2 protein-coding genes are annotated in these 3,596 nt (G+C 39.9%); both read left to right on the top strand.

All coding sequences use genetic code 11. From position 1 onward, the window contains the following. Positions 1-459 precede the first annotated feature (459 nt). Positions 460-2,220 (top strand): group II intron reverse transcriptase/maturase, encoded by a 1,761-nt coding sequence (ltrA, locus tag AC3EA5_RS06780; protein WP_488607642.1) that lies wholly within the window; start codon positions 460-462, stop codon positions 2,218-2,220. Positions 2,221-2,444: 224 nt separating this feature from the next. Beyond that, positions 2,445-3,065: a hypothetical protein gene (locus AC3EA5_RS06785; protein ID WP_488607643.1), complete on the top strand. Its 621-nt coding sequence runs from the start codon at positions 2,445-2,447 to the stop codon at positions 3,063-3,065. Positions 3,066-3,596 lie beyond the last annotated feature (531 nt).

A 3,596-nucleotide genomic window follows, 5' to 3' on the forward strand; every position in this document is an offset into this window, starting at 1 on the left:
ACTGACGAACAACCGAATGTACAGGTCTAAAGTTAGAGCATAAGGAAACTTATGTACCATCCTACGATGGGGTGAGCGGCGTAAAGTAAAAATCTGCCCTCTGAAATACGCTATACCGAACTATGGCGGTATAGATCTCACAGGCCTAAAGGAAGCACCTAAGTCCAGATTAGATAGCTAGGCTGTAAGGGACTTGGAAAACAAGGGACGTCGCAACAAGGGCTGTTACCCAAGACGGTTGTAATAAGGCGAAAGCCCAAATGCATTCATCCTTGTGAGGGTAGGGGCACGACTGATGAATCTCCTGTAATGGGAGTGGAGGAACAGCCCCAAGTCTAATAGTAAAGAACGATCATTTTCCAAACGTGAATTGCACCGGTCGGGTAAGAACGTGGGAACATCACCTCAAAAGGAGTGGATGCCACAGTGCAAGCTTTGCGAAATTGGGAGTACTACGGCATGACGGAATCTTTTACGGATTTATACGAGAGAGCCTGCAAGCGCGAATCCTTTTCAGACCTTTACGATCTAATTACATCTAGAGAAAATATTCGGCTTGCTTATCGAACAATGAAATCCAATAAAGGATCAAAGACGCCAGGAACAGATGGGAAAACCATCACAGACATTGAAAAGGTGTCCGAAGATGAATTAGTATCAGAAATCCAAAACAACCTAAAAATGTACCGCCCGAAGAAAGTTAGACGGAAATTTATAGAAAAAGACAATGGTAAATGGCGACCGCTCGGAATTCCTTGTATTCTTGACCGAATCATTCAGCAATGCTTCAAGCAAGTTCTTGAACCCATAGCAGAAGCGCATTTCTACAAACATAGTTATGGTTTCAGACCACTACGGTCTACACATCATGCGATGGCAAGAATACAATTTCTTGTGAATCGTGCTCAAATGCACTATGTAGTAGATATCGACATTTTAGGTTTCTTCGACAATGTGAATCACACTTTACTGATGAAACAATTATGGAACATGGGGATTCAGGATAGAAAAGTGTTAGCATGCATTTCTAAAATGTTGAAAGCTGAAATCGATGGAGAAGGTATACCCACACGGGGCGTACCGCAAGGTGGTCTGTTGTCGACCTTACTTTCAAATATCGTTCTCAACGACTTGGATCATTGGGTAGCAGGTCAATGGGAGTTCTTCCCTCTGACTCAACCTCATAAGACAAGAAGCAGTGAATTGTATTGGAAAAACCGCACTTCCCTTAAAGAAGGATACATGGTGCGTTACGCAGATGACTTCAAAGTCATCTGCCGAGACTACAAGACCGCCCAGAAGTGGTACCATGCTGTTGTGTCTTATTTAAAAAAACGTCTCAAACTAGATGTTTCGCCGGAGAAATCACAAATTGTGAATCTACGAAAGCGTGAATCTGAATTTCTAGGATTTACAATCCGAGCGAATAAAAAGGGCAAGAAGAGAGTAGCGCATACAGGTATTAAAGCTGGTAAAATACAGAAGCTCAAGATGGAAGCTAAAAAACGCATTCAAGAATTAAGAACTTCTCCAACGGCTCAAAATGCCATACTCTTTAATAGCTTTGTTTTGGGAATCCATAACTATTTCAATCGGGCAACGCATGTCAGTGTTGCGTTCTCACGTCTTGCCTATGACCTGCGAACCTTCATGTATAATTGTCTTAATCAAATCGGGAAATATGAACATCCGACTAACCCACCGCCGTCCTACGGCAAATTCTATAGTTTGGGTTACAGAACGTTCAAAGTAGCTAATGTCTATTTATATCCGCTTGCCAACGTGAAAACAAAGAACACCATGAACCTCAATCAAAGTCTTTCACTCTATACACTGGCAGGAAGAGAACAAATACACAAAAAGCTTCGTCCGGATCTACGTCAAGAAATTCTTACCTTGATGGAATCTAGCATCCCGAACCAAAGTGTGGAATACATGGATAACAGAATGAGTAGGTACAGCATGAAGATGGGGAAATGTGAAATTACGGGGATGTATCTCTTCGCATCAGACGTCTACTGCCACCATTTCATTCCATTATATCTCGGTGGAGGCGACAAATTCAAAAACATGCGCATCCTCCACAGAGAGGTATACGAACTTATCCACCACACACACAAAGAGACGATTGAAGTACTCATAAATAGACTGGGCATTACAGACTTGATGAAAATTAAAGTCAACCAATATCGCAAGATATACGGACTAGAACCAGTCTAATAATCCCAAATCTATGAGTAACGAGGAACTTATGATCTAGTACATTCTGTTAGAGGGAGCGCCGGATGCCGGGAAACTGGCACGTCCGGTGTGGAGCAGGGGAAAAGCTGGAGATCACCTCAAAGGCTTACCTATTGCTGACTAGGCATAAATGGAACTGGCGTAGTATTAACGGGAGAATAGCTAAAAAGTGAACTTATATATTGAGAGGTGGTTCATAATAAATGAAAGTGAAAAAAATATTATTTATCTCAACACCAGTTGTTGCTGTAATTTTTTTAGTTCTTTGGCTAACAGGTTTGATTGGTTTATGGACAGAAGGGATGGCTTATATTGCGAATAACACAAAAGAATTTACTGATACAAAAGGTCATATTGTACACGGAGAAAATTCAATTTCAATTGACCTATCAAATTTAGAAAGCAATATAGGAAAAGAGTTATACAATGATGGTACCCATAGGATATACGTATCCTGGATTGATAATACAGGTAGTATAAATTCTGGAGGATATAGAATTGGTTTCAGGTCGAGTGGACAATATTCTTTAACTGATGCTTCTTTAATTTCAGGAGGTCATCATGCTACGGTAGACGGAAATTCATTCACAACCACTATGTCCGCTAAAATGAATGCAGAATATAATAACAAAAACTATACCAGCTCAGTATTTGGTTTAAGTGGGTTAAACTACAAAGATGGAGATGATTTTTCTTTCTATATTTTCCCGAATGAATCATATGAAATACAAAAAATCTCTTTAAACGAAACAGGTATAGTACATTTAACCGTTACAAACCTTTATCAAAATATTTGGAGTAAAAATAAGATTATATTCAGCTAACGGGTGACGATAGCTCAACTGCACAGTATGACCTCTATCATATAACGAATGGAACATATTGGTGGTTGTAAGGGATGGTTCCCGACATTAACATCATACTAATACTTCTGAAACAAAAGTGTGTTGACGTAGACTAGCGTTGCATCAATCAGATCGAGTTAACTCTCTAAGGTAAATTCGAGATTGTCGATTAATTCGTATTTTGGAAAGTGAAGAGTGAAAAGATGGTTTGCCGCGAGTTTTGGCTTTAAGTTCCATTCCTCTAATCTCTTATATAATCAAGGAACTTAAAAAAAGCTGTTTGAGCTTGGGCAAACCATCTATTCACTCGTAACGAGACAAAGCGAATTAATCGACAGTCTCAATTTTCGAGTTGCAGTGTGCAAACTCGATTCTGAATGTGTCTAATGCTTATGCCCAGCTTGTTCGCTTGGGCTCTTCGGTGTATGCGAATGTTCATGTGAATGATCATGCTCTTGGTTATGTTCGTGATTATGTTCGTGATTATGTTCGTGATTATGTTCGTGACTG

It is taken from the genome of Paenisporosarcina sp., assembly GCF_057785155.1.